Consider the following 16,258-nt stretch of genomic DNA (forward strand, 5'->3'; position numbering starts at 1 on the left):
AAGAGCAGCTCCGCTTCGCCATCCGCGAAGGCGGCCGCACCGTCGGTGCAGGCGTCGTCGCGTCGATCATCAAATAACCCTACGACGTTTCTGCCGGGCGCGTCCGGTCGATCTGGACGCGCCCGCTTCATTTCCCGATGCGGGCAAATAGGCGCGAAAGACAATGAACGGCCAGAACATTCGCATCCGTTTGAAGGCGTTCGACCATCGGGTGCTCGACTCCTCGACGAAGGAGATCGTTCACACCGCGAAACGAACGGGCGCCCAGGTGCGCGGCCCGGTGCCGCTTCCGACCCGGATCGAGAAGTACACGGTGAACCGCTCGCCGCACATCGACAAGAAGAGCCGGGAGCAGTTCGAGATCCGCACCCATAAGCGGCTCTTGGACATCATTGATCCCACGCCGCAGACGGTCGATGCGCTCATGAAGCTCGACCTCGCCGCCGGCGTGGACGTCGAGATCAAGCTCTAAGCGACGGGTCAGAGGGACGAGAGGCGCGGCTATGCGCTCTGCAGTGATTGCACAGAAGGTCGGGATGACCCGGATTTACACGGAAGCTGGCGAGCATGTGCCGGTAACCGTGTTGCGGGTCGAGAAGTGCCAGGTTGTGGCGCATCGGACCGAAGAGAAAGACGGCTACACGGCGCTCCAGCTCGGCGCGGGCTTCGCCAAGGCGAAGAACACGCCGAAGGCGATGCGCGGCCACTTCGCGGTAGCGAAGGTGGAGCCGAAGCGGACCTTGGTGGAGTGCCGGGTGTCCCCGGACAACGTGATCGCCGTCGGCGCCGAGCTGACCGCGGACCACTTCGTCGCGGGCCAGTTCGTGGACGTCAGCGGAACGTCGATCGGTAAGGGGTTCGCCGGTGCCATGAAGCGGCACAATTTCGGCGGCCTGCGCGCCACTCATGGCGTGTCGATTTCGCACCGCTCGCACGGTTCGACCGGTCAGAACCAGGATCCGGGTCGCGTCTTCAAGAACAAGAAGATGGCCGGCCACATGGGTGACGTTCGCGTCACTACCCAGAATCTGAAGGTCGTGCGCACCGATCCGGAGCGTGGGCTGATCATGATTCAGGGCGCGGTTCCTGGCGCCAAGGGCGGTTGGATCCTGGTGCGCGATGCGGTGAAGAAGAAACTGCCGGACGAGGTTCCGATGCCGGGCGCCTTCCGCCTGCCGGACGAGCTCGATGCGGCGCCGACCGAGGCGGACGTTCCGCCGGCGGAAGTGATCGACGCGCAGCCCGCTGAGACCGGTGCGGAAGACACCGCGGGTAAGGAGAACGGGTGATGGATTTCGACGTCAAAACGCTCGACGGCGGGACGGACGGAACGATCACCGTGTCCGACGCCATCTTCGGTCTTGAGCCGCGCCAGGATCTGGTGCAGCGCGTGGTTCGCTGGCAGCTTTCCAAGCGTCAGGCCGGCACGCACAAGACCAAGACCCGGGGCGAGATCAATGCCACGGGCAAGAAGATGTACAAGCAGAAGGGCACCGGCCGGGCCCGCCACTCCGATCGGGCTGCGCCGCAGTTCCGTGGCGGCGGCAAGGCGTTCGGCCCGGTCGTGCGCAGCCATGCTCATGATCTTCCCAAGAAGGTCCGGGCGCTGGGCTTGAAGCATGCGCTGTCGACCAAGGCGCGCGATGGCAAGCTGATCGTGCTCGCCGCTGCTGCGACGGACGAAGCGAAGACCAAGGCGCTGTCGGTGAAGCTTGCCGGGCTGGGCCTGTCGAATGCGCTGATCGTCGACGGCACGGAGTTGAATGTCGGCTTCGCAAAGGCGTCGCGCAACATTCCGAATCTGGACCTTCTGTCGGTGGCGGGCATCAACGTTTACGACATCCTACGCCGGGACACGCTCGTCCTGACCAAGGCTGCCGTCGAAAGCCTCGAGGAGCGGTTCAAATGACGGACCTGAAGCATTTCGACGTGATCCTGTCGCCGGTGATCACCGAAAAGTCGACCATGCTTTCCGAGCATAACCAGGTCGTCTTCAAGGTCGCGCGCACGGCGACCAAGCCGGAGATCAAGGCGGCGGTCGAGGCCCTGTTCAAGGTCAAGGTCACCGGTGTGAACACCCAGGTCCGCAAGGGCAAGGAAAAGCGGTTCCGCGGCGTCGTCGGGCGGCAGTCCGACGTCAAACGGGCGATCGTCACGCTGGCCGAAGGCCAGTCGATCGACGTCACGACCGGACTCTAAGGCGGAAAGGCAACAAAGCCATGGCACTAAAGACCTACCGTCCGACTTCCCCCGGCCAGCGCCAGCTCGTGATTGTCGAGCGCTCTGGACTTTGGAAGGGTAAGCCGGTCAAGGGACTCACCGAAGGTCTGACGAAGTCGGGTGGCCGCAACAATGCCGGCCGCAAGACCTCGCGCCATCGCGGTGGCGGCCACAAGCGCACCTACCGAGTGGTGGATTTCAAGCGTCAAAAGCTTGACGTCCCGGCGACGGTCGAGCGCCTCGAGTACGACCCGAACCGTTCGGCCTTCCTGGCGCTGATCCGGTACGACGACGGGGAACTGGCCTATATTTTGGCGCCGCAGCGTCTCGCTGTCGGCGACACGGTGATCGCCGGTGCCCAGGTTGACGTGAAGCCGGGCAACGCGATGCCGATATCGGCGATCCCGGTGGGCACGATCGTGCACAACGTGGAGCTGAAGCCGAAGAAGGGTGGTCAGCTTGCGCGGTCCGCCGGCACCTATGCCCAGATCGTCGGCCGGGACCAGGGCTACACGGTCATCAGGTTGTCTTCCGGCGAACAGCGCCGGGTTCCGGGTCAGGCGATGGCGTCGATCGGCGCCGTGTCGAATCCGGACCATTCGAATATCAAACTGTCGAAGGCGGGCCGCTCGCGTTGGCTCGGTCGGCGGCCGCAGACCCGCGGCGTGGCGATGAACCCGTTCGATCATCCGCACGGCGGCGGTGAAGGCCGCACCTCGGGTGGCCGGCATCCGGTCACCCCGTGGGGCAAGCCGACCAAGGGTAAGCGCACCCGGCAGAACAAGGCGACGGACAAGTACATCGTCCGCAGCCGTCACGCCCGCAAGAAGTAAGAGGACCGAACCGTGGCGCGCTCTGTTTGGAAAGGCCCCTTCGTCGACGGCTACCTTCTAAAGAAGGCAGAGGCGTCGCGTTCGTCGGGTCGTAACGAGGTGATAAAGATCTGGTCGCGGCGGTCGACGATTCTGCCGCAGTTCGTTGGGCTGACGTTCGGCGTCTACAACGGCCAGAAGCACATTCCGGTTCTCGTCAGCGAGGACATGGTGGGCCACAAGTTCGGCGAGTTCGCGCCGAGCCGGACCTACTATGGCCACGGGGCCGACAAGAAGGCGAAGAGGAAGTAACGATGGGCAAGCCCTCCCGGGACCGGGTGCTCGGCGACACCGAAGCGCGTGCGGTCGTGCGACGGCTCAAGGTCAGCCCGCAGAAGCTGAACCTCGTCGCGCAGCTGATCCGCGGCAAGAAGGCCGCGACTGCGCTCGCCGATCTCGAATTCTCGCGGAAGCGGATCGCCAAGGACGTGCGCAAGGCGCTGGAGTCGGCGATCGCGAATGCGGAAAACAATCACGACCTCGACGTCGACGCGCTGGTCGTCGCCGAGGCCTATGTCGGCAAGGCGCTGGTGATGAAGCGGTTTCATGCGCGTGGCCGCGGCCGGGCGGGGCGGATCGAGAAGGTGTTCTCGAACCTGACCATCGTCGTCCGTGAAGTCGAGGAGGCGGCCTGATGGGTCACAAAGTCAATCCGATCGGCCTGCGTCTCGGCATCAACCGGACCTGGGATTCGCGTTGGTTCGCCGACCGCGGCGACTATGGCCGGCTTCTGCATGAGGATCTGGCGATCCGTGCCTTCCTCCTGGAGGAGTTGAAGCAGGCAGCGGTGTCGAAGATCGTCATTGAGCGCCCGCACAAGAAGTGTCGGATTACGATCCATACGGCGCGTCCGGGGGTTGTCATCGGCAAGAAGGGCGCCGATATCGACCGCCTGCGCAAGAAGATCGGCGAGATGACCTCTTCGGAGGTGCACATCAACATCGTCGAAGTGCGCAAGCCGGAAATTGACGCCACGCTGGTCGCGTTGTCGATCGCCCAGCAGCTTGAGCGCCGCGTTGCGTTCCGCCGGGCCATGAAGCGGGCGGTGCAGTCGGCGATGCGGCTCGGGGCCGAGGGCATCCGGATCAACTGCGCGGGTCGCCTCGGCGGCGCGGAAATCGCTCGGACGGAATGGTACCGCGAAGGCCGCGTTCCGCTGCACACCCTGCGCGCGGACATCGACTACGGCACGGCGACGGCGAAGACGGCGTATGGCACCTGTGGCGTGAAGGTGTGGATCTTCAAGGGCGAGATCCTCGAGCACGATCCGATGGCGTCTGAGCGTCGGTTGGCCGAGGCCTCCGAAGGCGGCGGCGGTGGCGGCGGGCGTCGTCGCGCGGACGCCTGATAGCCGGCGGATTTTGAGAGAACGAGAGCAGACAAATGCTGCAACCGAAACGAACCAAATTCCGCAAGCAGCACAAGGGCCGGATCCATGGCACGGCGAAGGGCGGCACGATGCTGAACTTCGGCGCCTACGGCCTGAAGGCCCAGGAGCCCGAGCGCGTGACCGCGCGGCAGATCGAGGCGGCGCGCCGCGCGATCACCCGCCACATGAAGCGCCAGGGCCGCGTGTGGATCCGCATCTTCCCGGACGTGCCGGTGTCGGCGAAGCCGACCGAAGTGCGTATGGGTAAGGGCAAGGGCTCGCCGGAATATTGGGCGGCGCGGGTTCATCCGGGCCGGATTATGTTCGAGATCGACGGGGTTGCCGAGGACATCGCTCGCGAAGCGCTGCGTCTCGGTGCAGCCAAGCTGCCGATCAAGACGCGCTTCGTTCAGCGCATCGCCGAGTAACGGCGAGACAGCGCGAGGAGAATGGGCAGATGAAGGCCGCAGACGTGACGGCGAAGACCGCCGACGAATTGCTGGACGATCTCGCCAAGCTGAAGAAAGAGCAGTTCAACCTGCGCTTCCAGCGGGCGACGGGCCAGCTCGAAAATACCGCGCGGGTGCGGCAGGTGCGCCGTGACATCGCCCGCATTAAGACGGTGCTCGGCGAGCGCCGTCGGACGCAGACGAGCTGACGGGAAAGACGAAGAAGATGCCGAAACGTGCTCTGCGGGGCGTCGTCGTAAGCGACAAGAACGACAAGACCGTCGTTGTGCGGGTGGAGCGGCGCTTCACCCATCCGCTTCTGAAGAAGACTGTGCGTCGCTCCAAGCGCTACCACGCGCATGACGAGGCGAACACATTCAAGGTTGGCGACCGGGTGGTAATCGAAGAGAGCCGTCCGATGTCGAAGACGAAACGATGGACCGTGGTCGGCGCTTTGACGCCTTCGGGCGAGATCGTCGCCGGCTGACCTTCGGGGTCGGTGCGGGCGGCGTCGTCCTAGGGGTGCGGCGAAAAGAAAGATAGAAGGCGGCGAAGCATGATTCAGATGCAGACCAACCTCGACGTGGCGGACAACTCCGGTGCGCGCCGCGTCATGTGCATCAAGGTGCTCGGTGGCTCGAAGCGCAAGTACGCGTCGGTCGGCGACATCATCGTCGTCTCCGTGAAGGAGGCGAGCCCGCGCGGACGCGTGAAGAAGGGCGACGTCATGAAGGCGGTCGTCGTTCGCACCGCCAAGGACATTCGCCGTCCCGACGGCAGCGTCATCCGCTTCGACCGCAATGCGGCGGTCCTGGTGAACAACAACAAGGAGCCGGTGGGCACGCGTATCTTCGGGCCGGTCCCGCGCGAGCTCCGGGCACGCAACCACATGAAGATCATTTCGCTCGCGCCGGAGGTGTTGTGATGGCCGCGCGCATCAAAAAGGGCGATTCCGTCGTGGTGATCGCCGGGCGGGACAAGGGCAAGACCGGTGAGGTCGTGCGCGTTCTGCCGAAGGAAAATCGCGCCGTCGTGAGCGGGGTGAACGTGGTGCAGCGTCACCAGCGTCAGACCCCGTCCCAGGAAGGCGGCATCGTGACCAAAGAGATGCCGATCCATCTCTCCAACCTGGCGATGGCCGATCCCACCGATGGCAAGGCCACGCGGGTCGGGTTCCGGGTCGAGGACGACGGCAGCAAGGTCCGGTTCGCCAAGCGCTCCGGAGACAAGATCGATGGCTGAGGCAATGGAAGCGGAATTCGAGCCGCGTACGAAGGCGATCTACCGGGAGACGGTGCGCAACACGCTGCAGGAGCGGTTCAACTACACGAACCCGATGCAGCTTCCGCGCCTGGACAAGGTGGTCGTGAACATGGGTATCGGCGAAGCCGTCGCTGATTCCAAGAAGGTTCAGTCGGCGGCCGACGACCTGGCGCAGATCACCGGTCAGAAGCCGGTCATCACCCGGGCGCGCAACTCGATCGCGGGCTTCAAGGTCCGCGAGAACATGCCGATCGGCTGCAAGGTTACCCTGCGTCGGGGACGTATGTACGAGTTTATCGACCGTCTGGTGACGATCGCGCTGCCGCGGGTGCGGGATTTTCGGGGCCTGAACCCGAAGAGCTTCGACGGGCGCGGCAACTTTGCAATGGGTCTGAAGGAGCACATCGTGTTCCCGGAGATCGTCTACGACAAGGTCGACCAGATCTGGGGCATGGACATCATCGTCTGCACCACGGCGAAGACGGATGACGAGGCGCGCGAGCTTCTGCGCGCGCTGAACTTTCCGTTCCGGCAGTAACAGGCGGGGCAAGGGACGAAAGACATGGCCAAAAAAGGTAAGATCGAGAACAACAAGAAGCGCCAGCGCCTGGCCAAGCAGTATGCTGAGCGGCGCGAGCGTCTGAAGGCGGTGGCACGGGATCAGTCGCTGCCGATGGAAGATCGTTTCGCAGCGCAGCTGAAGCTTGCGGAGTTGCCGCGCAACGGTGCGGCGACCCGGATCGTCAATCGCTGCGAAGTGACCGGCCGCCCGCGCGCCTACTATCGTAAGCTCAAGATGTCGCGCGTCGCGCTGCGCGAGCTTGGCAGCCAGGGTCAGATCCCCGGCCTTGTGAAGTCGAGCTGGTAAGGAGACCGGGCGATGTCGATGACGGATCCCCTCGGGGACATGATCACGCGCATCCGCAATGCGGGAATGCGCCGGAAGTCGAGCCTTTCCACGCCGGGGTCGCGCCTGCGCATGAACGTGCTCGAGGTGCTTCAGAGCGAAGGCTACATTCGCGGATATACGGTTACCGAGCACGACAACGGTCGTTCGGAGATCGATATCGAGCTGAAATATTTCGACGGCGAGCCGGCGATCAAGAAGATCGAACGGATCTCCAAGCCGGGTCGGCGGGTCTATTCCTCCGTGGCGACGCTGCCGCGGGTGGCGAACGGGCTCGGCGTGTCCATTCTGTCCACGTCGCAGGGCGTCATGAGCGATCATGTCGCGCGCGAGCGCAATCTCGGCGGCGAGATCCTCTGCCAGGTGTTCTGATCGGCCTGTCGGCGATCGAAGACCTGCGGCGCGGGGCGCAAGGAGTTTTGGGATGTCACGGGTAGGTAAAAGGCCGGTTCAGGTGCCGAACGGCGTCACGGCGAAGATCGATGGGCAGACCGTCAGCGTGAAGGGCCCGAAGGGTGAGCTGGAGTTCACCGTGCCCGACGTGGTGTCGGTGAGCCAGGGCGAGGACGGCATCACCGTCACGCCGGTCGACGAAAGCAAGAAGGCGCGGTCGATGTGGGGTCTGTCCCGCTCGATGGTGGCTAACCTGGTGCATGGCGTGACCGAAGGGTTCGAGCGACGCCTGGAGATCACCGGCGTCGGCTATCGCGCGCAGGTTCAGGGCAAAAACCTGCAGCTCGCGCTCGGCTTCTCGCACGAGGTGCTGTATCCGATCCCGGAAGGCATTCAGATTCAGTGTCCGAAACCGACCGAGATTGTTGTCGGGGGCATCGAGAAGCAGCGCGTTGGGCAGGTTGCGGCTGAGATCCGCGAGTTCCGTCCGCCGGAGCCCTACAAGGGCAAGGGCGTGAAGTATGCGGGCGAGCAGATCATCCGCAAGGAAGGCAAGAAGAAGTAAGGACGCCACGATGGCCAAGGGTCTTAGCAGGGACGATCGCCGCCGCATGCGGGTCCGTCGCTCCATCCGGGCGGTCGCCAATGGGCGGCCCCGGCTGAGCGTGTTCCGCTCGTCCAAGAACATCTACGTGCAGGTGATCGACGACAAGGCGGGCCGCACGCTCGCCGCCGCCTCCACGATGGAAAAGGATCTCCGCGCGTCTTTGAAGACGGGCGCTGACACCGCGGCTGCGGTCGAGGTCGGCAAGCTGATCGCCGAGCGGGCAAAGGCGGCCGGCATCAGCAAGGTCGTGTTCGACCGCGGCGGTTACATCTATCACGGTCGGGTCAAGGCCCTGGCCGACGCAGCCCGCGAAGGCGGGCTGGAATTCTAAGAACATCCGCGCGAAAAGTCGGACCAAAGAACGGAAGGATTGAGAACATGGCGCGGGAGCGGGATCGGGACCGGGACGAGCGCGACAGTGAATTTGTCGACAAGCTCGTCCACATCAACCGTGTCGCGAAGGTGGTGAAGGGCGGCCGTCGGTTCGGCTTTGCCGCGCTCGTCGTCGTCGGCGACCAGAAGGGCCGGGTCGGCTACGGCCACGGCAAGGCGCGCGAAGTGCCGGAGGCGATCCGCAAGGCGACCGAGGCTGCCAAGCGGAGCATGATCCGGGTGCCGCTGCGCGAGGGCCGGACGCTGCATCATGACGTGAACGGGCGCTGGGGCGCCGGCCGCGTCGTGATGCGCGCTGCCCCGGCCGGTACAGGCATCATCGCCGGCGGACCGATGCGCGCCGTGTTCGAGACCCTTGGCGTGCAGGACGTCGTGGCCAAATCGCTCGGTTCGTCGAATCCGTACAACATGGTGCGGGCTGCGTTCGACGCGCTGAAGAACGAGGACAGCCCCCGTTCCGTCGCCGCTCGCCGCGGCATGAAGGTGGCAGCCCTGCAGGCACGCCGGCGCGACATCGACGCCGACGCCTCGGCCGAAGCCTGACGATCATTACAGGAATGGGCGTCGAGGCGGCTTAGGCCGCCTCGTCTCGTCGGTTGGAGAGTTGAATGGCAAAGGCAGCAAAGTCGGCCGGTAAGACGGTCACCGTCGAGCAGATCGGCAGCCCGATCCGTCGTCCTGGCGCGCAGCGGGCGACGCTGGTCGGGCTCGGCCTCAACAAGATGCATCGTCGCCGCACGCTGGAAGATACGCCGGCTGTGCGCGGCATGATCGCGAAGGTTAGCCATCTCGTCCGCGTGGTCGAGCAGGGCTGAATCGAGACGCGGGAGGTCGGTTCGCTATCGCAACCGGGGCGCCTCTTCGAGGCATGACCTGGGAAGCCGCGGCGAACCGTCGCGCGTAAGGCGCGGCCCGCTGTGACAACGTGCGTTCGCGCACCCGTCGGACAACGGACGGCGAGGCGCAACAAGGAGACGGCCATGAGGCTGAATGAGCTGAGCGACAATCCCGGAGCGGCGAAGGACCGCAAGCGCGTTGGCCGCGGCATCGGCTCCGGCAAGGGCAAGACGTCCGGGCGCGGCGTGAAGGGTCAGAAGTCGCGCACCGGCGTGGCGATCAAGGGCTTCGAAGGCGGGCAGATGCCGCTGCATCGGCGGCTGCCGAAGCGCGGTTTCGTTAATATCTTCCGGAAGAAGTGGAACGAGGTTTCCGTCGGGCGCGTGCAGACCGCGATCGAAGCGGGCAAGCTCGACGCGGGCGCGCCGATCGACGTGGCCGCGCTGGTTGCCGCCGGTGTCGTGCGCCGTGCGAAGGACGGCGTGCGCCTTCTCGGTAATGGCGAAATCACCTCCGCGGTGACGCTGGTTGTGGACGGTGCCTCCCAGTCGGCCATTCAGGCGGTTGAAAAAGCGGGCGGAAAGGTCGAGGTAAAGGCGAAGGCAGAGGCCTCGGCCTGACGGCTGACGCCGTTCACGCCCCCTCCGCGTCCTCCCGCATCTGGAACGCTCCATGGTCTCGGCTGCCGAACAACTCGCGTCCAATCTTAATTTCTCCGCCTTCGCCAAGGCGGAGGAACTCAAGAAGCGGATCTGGTTTACCCTCGGCGCGCTGATCGTCTACCGGGTTGGGACCTATGTCCCGCTGCCCGGCATCGATCCGGCTGCGCTTGCCCAGGCCTTCAATCAGGCGCAAACGGGCCTGCTTGGCATGTTCAACATGTTCGCGGGCGGCGCCGTGGGCCGAATGGCGATCTTCGCCCTCGGCATCATGCCGTATATCTCGGCCTCCATTATCATTCAGCTTCTGACCACGGTGGTTCCCCGCCTGGAGCAGCTGAAGAAGGAGGGTGAGCAAGGCCGGAAGATGATCAACCAGTACACCCGGTATGCGACCGTGGTGCTGGCGACCTTCCAGGCTTATGGCATCGCCGTGGGGCTTGAAGGCGCCGGCAACATCGTTACCGATCCGGGCTGGTTCTTCAAATTCACGACCGTGGTTACGCTCGTCGGCGGAACCATGTTCCTGATGTGGCTTGGCGAGCAGATCACTGCCCGCGGCGTGGGCAACGGCATCTCGTTGATCATCTTCTCCGGCATCGTGGCGGGGATTCCGCAAGCCTTCACCGGCATGCTGGAGCTTGGCCGCCAGGGGGCGCTGTCGACCACGATCATTCTCGGCGTCATCGTGCTCGCCGTGGTGGTGATTGCCTTCATCGTTTACATGGAGCGCGCCCAGCGTCGGCTTTTGATCCAGTATCCAAAGCGACAAGTGGGCAACCGGGTGTTCCAGGGCGAATCCTCGCACCTGCCGCTGAAGCTCAACACGTCCGGCGTGATCCCGCCGATCTTTGCCTCGTCGCTGCTTCTGGTTCCGGCGACGCTGACGAGTTTCTCGGCCGGTCAGGGGCCGGGCTGGATCCAAACCGTGACGGCCCTCCTGGGCCATGGCCAACCGTTGTTTATGGTCGTCTATGCCGGCCTGATCATCTTCTTCGCGTTCTTCTACACCGCGATCGTGTTCAATCCGGCCGACACCGCGGACAATCTGAAGAAGCATGGCGGCTACATTCCGGGCATTCGGCCCGGCGATCGGACAGCGGAATATATCGACTACGTCTTGACGCGTATCACCGTGATCGGTGCGGTCTATCTGGTGATCGTTTGTCTTTTGCCGGAGTTCCTGATTTCGGCGACCGCGATACCCTTCTATTTTGGCGGGACCTCCCTGCTCATTGTGGTGAGCGTGACGATGGACACCGTCGCCCAGATCCAGGGCCACCTGCTCGCGCACCAATATGAAGGGCTCGTCAAGAAAGCCAAACTGAGGGGGAGACGGCGATGAGGTTGATTCTGCTCGGGCCGCCCGGGGCAGGGAAGGGCACCCAGGCACAGAAGCTGGTCGAGCGCCACGGCATCGTTCAGCTTTCGACAGGCGACATGCTGCGCGCGGCTGTGAAGGCGGAAACGCCGATTGGTCTGGAAGCAAAGGCGATCATGGATCGGGGCGAACTCGTCCCGGATTCGGTCGTGGTCGAAATCGTGTCGGAGCGGCTCGACGAGCCGGATTGCGCCAAGGGTTTCATCCTGGACGGTTTCCCGCGCACTGTGCCGCAGGCGGAGGCGCTGGAAGCGCTTCTTGAGACCAAGTCGCTGCAGCTCGACGCGGTGGTTGAACTGGTGGTGGACGAGGACGCGCTTCTCGACCGGGTCAAGAAGCGAGTCGCGGAAAGCGGCGAGAACGTGCGCTCGGACGACAATGCCGAGGCGCTGAAGAAGCGGCTTGACGTTTACCGTCAACAGACGGCTCCCCTGGCCGAATTCTATCGGCAAAAGGGTTTGCTGAAACAGATCAACGGGATGGCCCCGATCGACGAGGTCGCCACGGAGATCGACGGGGTGCTCGCGGCACCCGGCCGATGACAACGGCAGCGGATTGCGCACGTGGCGCTTGACGGCAGGGTTGCGGATCCGCTAGTAAGCCCGTCCAATCGGATAACCGCGAGGGATCGGCGCCGGGAACCGGAAGGTGACCTGAGCGGCGTTTTTTTGCTTTCGGCCCGTCGTTAGGCGGCCGAGATCCGACCTTGATCCGTCAAGTCGGGATAGAACGAGACCTCTCGAGCCGGACACTCGAGAAGAAGGAGAGACGAGAGTGGCCCGCATTGCAGGCGTCAACATTCCGACGAACAAGCGCGTCCTGATCGCGCTGCAGTACATTCATGGGATCGGCCCGGCCAAGGCGCGCGAGATCATCGGCAAGGTTAACGTGCCGATGGAGCGCCGCGTCAATGAGCTGTCCGATGCCGAGGTTCTGCACCTCCGCGAAGTGGTCGACCGCGACTATCTGGTCGAGGGTGATCTGCGTCGCGAGACGGCGATGAACATCAAGCGGCTGATGGATCTGGGTTGCTATCGCGGCCTGCGCCACCGGCGCGGCCTGCCGGTGCGCGGCCAGCGGACCCACACCAATGCGCGCACGCGCAAGGGTCCGGCGAAGCCGATCGCAGGCAAGAAGAAGTAGGATGATTTGGGTCGGCCGTCCGGCTCGCGTCCGTTAAGGACGGGGCGAGCTCGGGTGGTCGTCCGGTGGAGCCGCCGGCGTTACGGCGGTGTCGAGATCGAACTAGGAAGATAAGAATGGCGAAGGACACGACGCGGGTACGCCGGCGCGAACGCAAGAACATCACGTCTGGCGTCGCGCACGTGAATGCATCGTTCAACAACACGATGATTACCATCACGGACGCTCAGGGAAATACGATTTCCTGGTCGTCGGCCGGCTCGATGGGCTTCAAGGGTTCGCGCAAGTCGACCCCGTACGCCGCTCAGGTCGCTGCCGAGGATGCGGCGCGCAAGGCCACCGAGCATGGAATGCGTACCCTCGAAGTCGAAGTGTCGGGCCCGGGTTCGGGCCGCGAATCGGCGCTGCGTGCCTTGCAGGCGGCGGGCTTTACCATCACATCCATCCGCGATGTGACCCCGATCCCGCACAACGGCTGTCGGCCGCGCAAGCGCCGGCGCGTTTGAGCCTCGCCAGGGGTCGAGGGCGCAATCGCGCCCGACCCTGATACACTCCGTTCGGCGGAGATGGCGGTCCCGGCCACTGGTTACGGGACGCCCCCGAACAGCGAAAAGGTGCGACGGTGATCATTCAGAAGAATTGGCAGGAGCTCATCAAGCCGAACAAGCTTGAGGTCAAGGCGGGCTACGAGCCGACGCGCACTGCGACGCTCGTAGCCGAGCCGCTCGAGCGCGGGTTCGGCCTGACTTTGGGCAACGCGCTGCGGCGCGTGCTGCTGTCGTCGCTGCAAGGTGCGGCGGTCACGTCCGTCCACATCGACGGCGTGCTGCACGAGTTTTCCTCGATCGCGGGCGTCCGTGAGGACGTCACCGATATCGTGCTCAACGTGAAGGAAGTCGCCCTGAAGATGCAGGGCGAGGGTCCGAAACGGATGGTCGTGCGCAAGCAGGGCCCGGGCGTGGTGACGGCTGGCGACATACAGACGGTCGGCGACATCGAGATCCTCAACCCCGAGCACGTGCTGTGCACCCTCGACGAGGGCGCCGACATCCGCATGGAGCTCACGGTCAACACCGGCAAGGGCTACGTTGCGGCGGATCGCAACCGTCCGGAAGATGCGCCGATCGGGCTGATCCCGGTCGACAGCCTCTATTCGCCGGTCAAGAAGGTCTCCTACAAGGTTGAGAACACCCGCGAGGGGCAGGTCCTCGACTACGACAAGCTGACGCTGACGGTTGAAACCGACGGGTCGCTGTCGCCGGAGGACGCGGTCGCCTATGCCGCGCGGATCCTGCAGGACCAGCTTGCGATCTTCGTGAACTTCGAGGAGCCGCAGAAGGCGGAAGTCCGCGAGGACGTGCCGGAGCTCGCCTTCAATCCGGCGCTGCTGAAGAAGGTCGACGAGCTGGAGCTTTCCGTGCGCTCGGCGAACTGCCTGAAGAACGACAACATCGTCTATATCGGCGACCTGATCCAGAAGACGGAAGCCGAGATGCTGCGGACGCCGAACTTCGGCCGCAAGTCGCTCAACGAAATCAAGGAAGTCCTGGCGCAGATGGGTCTGCACCTGGGCATGGAAGTCACCAACTGGCCGCCTGAGAACATCGAAGAGTTGGCCAAGCGGTACGAAGATCACCATTATTGAGGGCTTGAGCGGCGGCGCGGCTCGCGCCGTCTGCCCCAAGAAAATGTGCGAGGAGTGAACCGATGCGCCATGGCAAGAGTGGTCGCAAGCTCAACCGGACGTCCAGCCACCGCAAGGCGATGTTCGCCAACATGGCCGCGTCGTTGATCGAGCACGAGCAGATTGTTACGACCCTGCCGAAGGCGAAGGAACTTCGCCCCGTGGTGGAGCGGCTGGTGACGCTGGCGAAGCGCGGCGATTTGCATGCCCGCCGCCAGGCGATCAGCCAGGTTCGCGACGTCGCGGCCGTGTCGAAGCTGTTCGAGACGCTGGGTCCGCGTATGAAGGATCGTCCGGGCGGCTATCTGCGCATCATGCGCGCGGGTTTCCGCTATGGCGACAATGCGCCGGTGGCGGTGATTGAATTCGTCGATCGCGATCCGGAAGCGCGCGGTGCGGCGGATCGTGCCCGTCGTGAGGCGGAAGAGGCTGCGGCGTAAGCCAGCGTGTTCCCGACGGTGCGTCGCTTGCGCGGCGAGACATCGAACCCCGCATGCTCGGCATGCGGGGTTTCTTCATATCCGCGGCGCTGGCAGTCTGAGAAGAATGCCACGCCGACGCCGCGTTTCGGCCCTAAATCGAGGCGGTCTTACCCTGATCCCCGTCCGGAAAGGTAAACCGGTGCGACACGCTTGCTTTTGTCTCGACCTTTCGTCTCCTGTGAACCGCGGCGCGCGGGGGCTATTGCGGGCGGTTGTGCTCGCGATGGCTATGGTCGCAGCAGCTTTGCCCGCTGCCGCCCAGGAACGACAGGTGCCGACGTCGCAGGAACAGATTCAGCTGTCGTTCGCGCCGATCGTGAAGAATGCCGCCCCGGCGGTCGTCAATATCTACGCTTCGCGGCGGGTGCAGCGGCCGCGCTCCCCGCTCCTGGACGATCCGCTGTTTCGCCACTTTTTCGGCAACCAGCCCGGTAACGGCGCGCCGTCGCGACTGCAGCAGTCGCTCGGGTCGGGCGTGATCGTCGCGGAAGACGGGGTGGTGATTACCAACAATCACGTCGTGCGCGATGCCGACGAGATCCGGATCGCTCTTGCCGACAAGCGCGAGTTCGATGCCGAGGTGTTACTGAAGGACGAGCGCACGGATCTCGCCGTCCTGAAGATCGACGCCGACGGAGAGAGCTTTCCGACCCTGCCGTTCGCCGATTCCGACGAGTTGGAAGTGGGCGATGTGGTGCTTGCGATCGGCGATCCGTTCGGGGTGGGCCAGACCGTGACGTTCGGGATCGTGTCGGCACTTGCTCGCACCCAGGTGGGAATCACCGACTATCGCTTCTTCATCCAGACGGATGCCGCGATCAATCCCGGCAACTCCGGTGGCGCGCTGATCGATTCCAGCGGACGGCTGGTGGGCATCAACTCCGCAATCTATTCGCGCTCGGGCGGCTCGCTGGGAATCGGATTTGCCATTCCGGCGAACATGGCGCGCCTGGTGGTTCGCTCCGCGCTGGAAGACGGCGAGATCCTGCGCCCCTGGTTTGGCGCATCCATGCAGGCGGTCACCAGCGACATTGCCGACGGGTTGGGCCTCGACCGGCCGCGCGGTGCGCTGGTTACCAAGGTAACGGAGGATGGCCCGGCGGATAAGGGTGGGGTCCAGGTCGGCGATCTGATTCTGTCGATCGCCGGGCGCGCGATCGACGATCCCGACGGGTTCGGCTATCGCTTCGTGACCCAGGGTGTCGGGGGCACGACGGATTTGACGGTGCTGCGCAACGGACGTCGGGTGGATCTCGATATCGCGCTGGTGTCGCCGCCCGAAACCACGCCGCGCGACACGCGGGAAATAACCGGCTACTCGCCGCTAACCGGTGCGACGGTGATGAACCTTTCCCCGGCGGTCGCGGAAGAAGTGGGCCTCGATTTCGGCGACGCCGGTGTGGTGGTCGCGGCGATCGAGTCCGGCTCGCCGGCGCAGAGGATCGGTCTGCGTCGGGGCGACGTCATTGTCGACCTCAACGGCACGGATATCGACAGCACACGCACCCTCGATGGCTTGATCGACGAGCGGCCGCGGGTCTGGCGGCTGACCATCGATCGCGACGGGCGGACCCTGCAGATGGCGTTCCGCGGCTGAGT

General features: G+C 64.4%; 28 protein-coding genes and 1 pseudogene. All 29 read left to right on the top strand.

Translation table 11 applies throughout. The features are described 5' to 3' along the window. Positions 1 to 77 (top strand): annotated as a pseudogene (locus HNS03_RS21315) (elongation factor Tu); the annotation flags it as partial. A gap of 86 nt (positions 78 to 163) precedes the next feature. Further along, on the top strand, positions 164 to 472 hold the full coding sequence (gene rpsJ / locus HNS03_RS21320) for a 30S ribosomal protein S10 (RefSeq protein ID WP_367198076.1): 309 nt from the start codon (positions 164 to 166) through the stop codon (positions 470 to 472). Between the two features lie 31 nt (positions 473 to 503). Continuing rightward, positions 504 to 1,289, top strand: coding sequence for a 50S ribosomal protein L3 (gene rplC, locus HNS03_RS21325; protein ID WP_367198077.1), 786 nt, complete (start codon positions 504 to 506; stop codon positions 1,287 to 1,289). Further along, positions 1,289 to 1,909 (top strand): 50S ribosomal protein L4, encoded by a 621-nt coding sequence (gene rplD, locus HNS03_RS21330; RefSeq protein ID WP_367198078.1) that lies wholly within the window; start codon positions 1,289 to 1,291, stop codon positions 1,907 to 1,909. The genes rplC and rplD overlap by 1 nt, the downstream gene beginning before the upstream one ends. Continuing rightward, complete coding sequence (locus HNS03_RS21335) at positions 1,906 to 2,199, top strand: 50S ribosomal protein L23 (protein ID WP_367198079.1); 294 nt, start codon at positions 1,906 to 1,908, stop codon at positions 2,197 to 2,199. The genes rplD and HNS03_RS21335 overlap by 4 nt, the downstream gene beginning before the upstream one ends. Positions 2,200 to 2,219: 20 nt before the next feature. After that, complete coding sequence (gene rplB, locus HNS03_RS21340) at positions 2,220 to 3,053, top strand: 50S ribosomal protein L2 (RefSeq protein ID WP_367198080.1); 834 nt, start codon at positions 2,220 to 2,222, stop codon at positions 3,051 to 3,053. 12 nt (positions 3,054 to 3,065) lie between these two features. After that, positions 3,066 to 3,344 (top strand): 30S ribosomal protein S19, encoded by a 279-nt coding sequence (rpsS, locus tag HNS03_RS21345; protein WP_367198081.1) that lies wholly within the window; start codon positions 3,066 to 3,068, stop codon positions 3,342 to 3,344. A 2-nt stretch (positions 3,345 to 3,346) separates the two neighbouring features. Beyond that, positions 3,347 to 3,727 carry a 50S ribosomal protein L22 gene (gene rplV / locus HNS03_RS21350; RefSeq protein WP_367198082.1) on the top strand — a complete coding sequence of 127 codons (381 nt, stop codon included), beginning with the start codon at positions 3,347 to 3,349 and terminating at the stop codon, positions 3,725 to 3,727. After that, entirely contained in the window at positions 3,727 to 4,440 is a 714-nt protein-coding gene (rpsC, locus tag HNS03_RS21355) for a 30S ribosomal protein S3 (RefSeq protein WP_367198083.1), read from the top strand. The genes rplV and rpsC overlap by 1 nt, the downstream gene beginning before the upstream one ends. A gap of 35 nt (positions 4,441 to 4,475) precedes the next feature. Further along, complete coding sequence (gene rplP, locus HNS03_RS21360) at positions 4,476 to 4,889, top strand: 50S ribosomal protein L16 (RefSeq protein WP_367198084.1); 414 nt, start codon at positions 4,476 to 4,478, stop codon at positions 4,887 to 4,889. Between the two features lie 29 nt (positions 4,890 to 4,918). Then, the gene (gene rpmC / locus HNS03_RS21365) at positions 4,919 to 5,119 is read left to right on the top strand and encodes a 50S ribosomal protein L29 (RefSeq protein ID WP_367198085.1); all 201 of its coding nucleotides are present in this window, start codon (positions 4,919 to 4,921) and stop codon (positions 5,117 to 5,119) included. 17 nt (positions 5,120 to 5,136) lie between these two features. Continuing rightward, positions 5,137 to 5,397: a 30S ribosomal protein S17 gene (gene rpsQ, locus HNS03_RS21370; RefSeq protein WP_367198086.1), complete on the top strand. Its 261-nt coding sequence runs from the start codon at positions 5,137 to 5,139 to the stop codon at positions 5,395 to 5,397. Positions 5,398 to 5,466: 69 nt separating this feature from the next. Continuing rightward, on the top strand, positions 5,467 to 5,835 hold the full coding sequence (rplN, locus tag HNS03_RS21375; RefSeq protein ID WP_018699155.1) for a 50S ribosomal protein L14: 369 nt from the start codon (positions 5,467 to 5,469) through the stop codon (positions 5,833 to 5,835). Next, positions 5,835 to 6,152 (top strand): 50S ribosomal protein L24, encoded by a 318-nt coding sequence (gene rplX / locus HNS03_RS21380; RefSeq protein ID WP_367198087.1) that lies wholly within the window; start codon positions 5,835 to 5,837, stop codon positions 6,150 to 6,152. Before rplN ends, rplX begins: the two co-directional genes overlap by 1 nt. Next, a complete protein-coding gene (gene rplE, locus HNS03_RS21385) occupies positions 6,145 to 6,711 on the top strand; it encodes a 50S ribosomal protein L5 (protein ID WP_367198088.1) in 567 nt (188 codons plus the stop codon). Before rplX ends, rplE begins: the two co-directional genes overlap by 8 nt. A gap of 24 nt (positions 6,712 to 6,735) precedes the next feature. Next, positions 6,736 to 7,041: a 30S ribosomal protein S14 gene (gene rpsN, locus HNS03_RS21390; protein ID WP_367198089.1), complete on the top strand. Its 306-nt coding sequence runs from the start codon at positions 6,736 to 6,738 to the stop codon at positions 7,039 to 7,041. A 12-nt stretch (positions 7,042 to 7,053) separates the two neighbouring features. Beyond that, the gene (rpsH, locus tag HNS03_RS21395; protein WP_367198090.1) at positions 7,054 to 7,452 is read left to right on the top strand and encodes a 30S ribosomal protein S8; all 399 of its coding nucleotides are present in this window, start codon (positions 7,054 to 7,056) and stop codon (positions 7,450 to 7,452) included. 52 nt (positions 7,453 to 7,504) lie between these two features. Then, on the top strand, positions 7,505 to 8,038 hold the full coding sequence (rplF, locus tag HNS03_RS21400; RefSeq protein ID WP_367198091.1) for a 50S ribosomal protein L6: 534 nt from the start codon (positions 7,505 to 7,507) through the stop codon (positions 8,036 to 8,038). Between the two features lie 10 nt (positions 8,039 to 8,048). Continuing rightward, the gene (rplR, locus tag HNS03_RS21405) at positions 8,049 to 8,411 is read left to right on the top strand and encodes a 50S ribosomal protein L18 (RefSeq protein ID WP_367198092.1); all 363 of its coding nucleotides are present in this window, start codon (positions 8,049 to 8,051) and stop codon (positions 8,409 to 8,411) included. Between the two features lie 47 nt (positions 8,412 to 8,458). Beyond that, positions 8,459 to 9,016 (top strand): 30S ribosomal protein S5, encoded by a 558-nt coding sequence (gene rpsE / locus HNS03_RS21410; RefSeq protein ID WP_367198093.1) that lies wholly within the window; start codon positions 8,459 to 8,461, stop codon positions 9,014 to 9,016. Positions 9,017 to 9,081: 65 nt separating this feature from the next. Then, entirely contained in the window at positions 9,082 to 9,288 is a 207-nt protein-coding gene (gene rpmD, locus HNS03_RS21415) for a 50S ribosomal protein L30 (protein WP_367198094.1), read from the top strand. A gap of 165 nt (positions 9,289 to 9,453) precedes the next feature. After that, positions 9,454 to 9,930 carry a 50S ribosomal protein L15 gene (gene rplO / locus HNS03_RS21420; RefSeq protein ID WP_367198095.1) on the top strand — a complete coding sequence of 159 codons (477 nt, stop codon included), beginning with the start codon at positions 9,454 to 9,456 and terminating at the stop codon, positions 9,928 to 9,930. A gap of 52 nt (positions 9,931 to 9,982) precedes the next feature. Continuing rightward, a complete protein-coding gene (secY, locus tag HNS03_RS21425; protein WP_367198096.1) occupies positions 9,983 to 11,314 on the top strand; it encodes a preprotein translocase subunit SecY in 1,332 nt (443 codons plus the stop codon). Then, positions 11,311 to 11,892, top strand: coding sequence for an adenylate kinase (locus HNS03_RS21430; protein ID WP_367198097.1), 582 nt, complete (start codon positions 11,311 to 11,313; stop codon positions 11,890 to 11,892). Before secY ends, HNS03_RS21430 begins: the two co-directional genes overlap by 4 nt. A gap of 232 nt (positions 11,893 to 12,124) precedes the next feature. Then, positions 12,125 to 12,493, top strand: a complete 369-nt coding sequence (rpsM, locus tag HNS03_RS21435) for a 30S ribosomal protein S13 (RefSeq protein ID WP_367198098.1) — start codon at positions 12,125 to 12,127, stop codon at positions 12,491 to 12,493. A gap of 116 nt (positions 12,494 to 12,609) precedes the next feature. Beyond that, positions 12,610 to 12,999 carry a 30S ribosomal protein S11 gene (rpsK, locus tag HNS03_RS21440; protein ID WP_367198099.1) on the top strand — a complete coding sequence of 130 codons (390 nt, stop codon included), beginning with the start codon at positions 12,610 to 12,612 and terminating at the stop codon, positions 12,997 to 12,999. A gap of 116 nt (positions 13,000 to 13,115) precedes the next feature. Beyond that, entirely contained in the window at positions 13,116 to 14,138 is a 1,023-nt protein-coding gene (locus HNS03_RS21445) for a DNA-directed RNA polymerase subunit alpha (RefSeq protein ID WP_367198100.1), read from the top strand. A 62-nt stretch (positions 14,139 to 14,200) separates the two neighbouring features. Continuing rightward, on the top strand, positions 14,201 to 14,617 hold the full coding sequence (rplQ, locus tag HNS03_RS21450) for a 50S ribosomal protein L17 (protein ID WP_367198101.1): 417 nt from the start codon (positions 14,201 to 14,203) through the stop codon (positions 14,615 to 14,617). A 313-nt stretch (positions 14,618 to 14,930) separates the two neighbouring features. Further along, a complete protein-coding gene (locus tag HNS03_RS21455; protein ID WP_367198102.1) occupies positions 14,931 to 16,256 on the top strand; it encodes a DegQ family serine endoprotease in 1,326 nt (441 codons plus the stop codon). The last annotated feature ends 2 nt before the right edge of the window (positions 16,257 to 16,258 follow it).

Source organism: Amorphus sp. 3PC139-8 (assembly GCF_040750475.1).
GTDB lineage: Bacteria > Pseudomonadota > Alphaproteobacteria > Rhizobiales > Amorphaceae > Amorphus.